At 55.8% G+C, this 233-nt stretch carries 1 protein-coding gene; it reads left to right on the top strand.

Annotated features, from left to right (window positions below; translation table 11 throughout):
• On the top strand, positions 1-233 hold a 233-nt coding region (locus tag QN347_RS20050; RefSeq protein WP_323494437.1), incomplete at both ends, for a hypothetical protein.

Below are 233 nucleotides of genomic sequence, written 5' to 3'. Positions count from 1 at the left end.
CGCTTACGCGGCACCTGCAGTGATTGGTTTGCCAGATTTTGCCGACATCGTTGACCGTACCGGGCCGGCTGTTGTCAACATACGCACGACTGAGCGTGCCAAAGTGGTGCAAGCGCAGGACGGTAGCGAAGACGAGGAAATGCAAGAGCTGTTGCGCCGATTTTCCGAGGTAAAAAGCCCGCACCGCAACTCGAAGAAGTACCTCGAGGGGTCGGGTCAGGTTTCATTATTTC

The sequence above is a fragment of the Sphingomonas sp. 10B4 genome, assembly GCF_035019905.1.
Classification (GTDB): Bacteria; Pseudomonadota; Alphaproteobacteria; order Sphingomonadales; family Sphingomonadaceae; genus Sphingomonas; species Sphingomonas glacialis.
The sequence above is the reverse complement of the archived record's forward strand: the minus strand, read 5'-3'. Positions and strand labels throughout refer to the sequence as shown.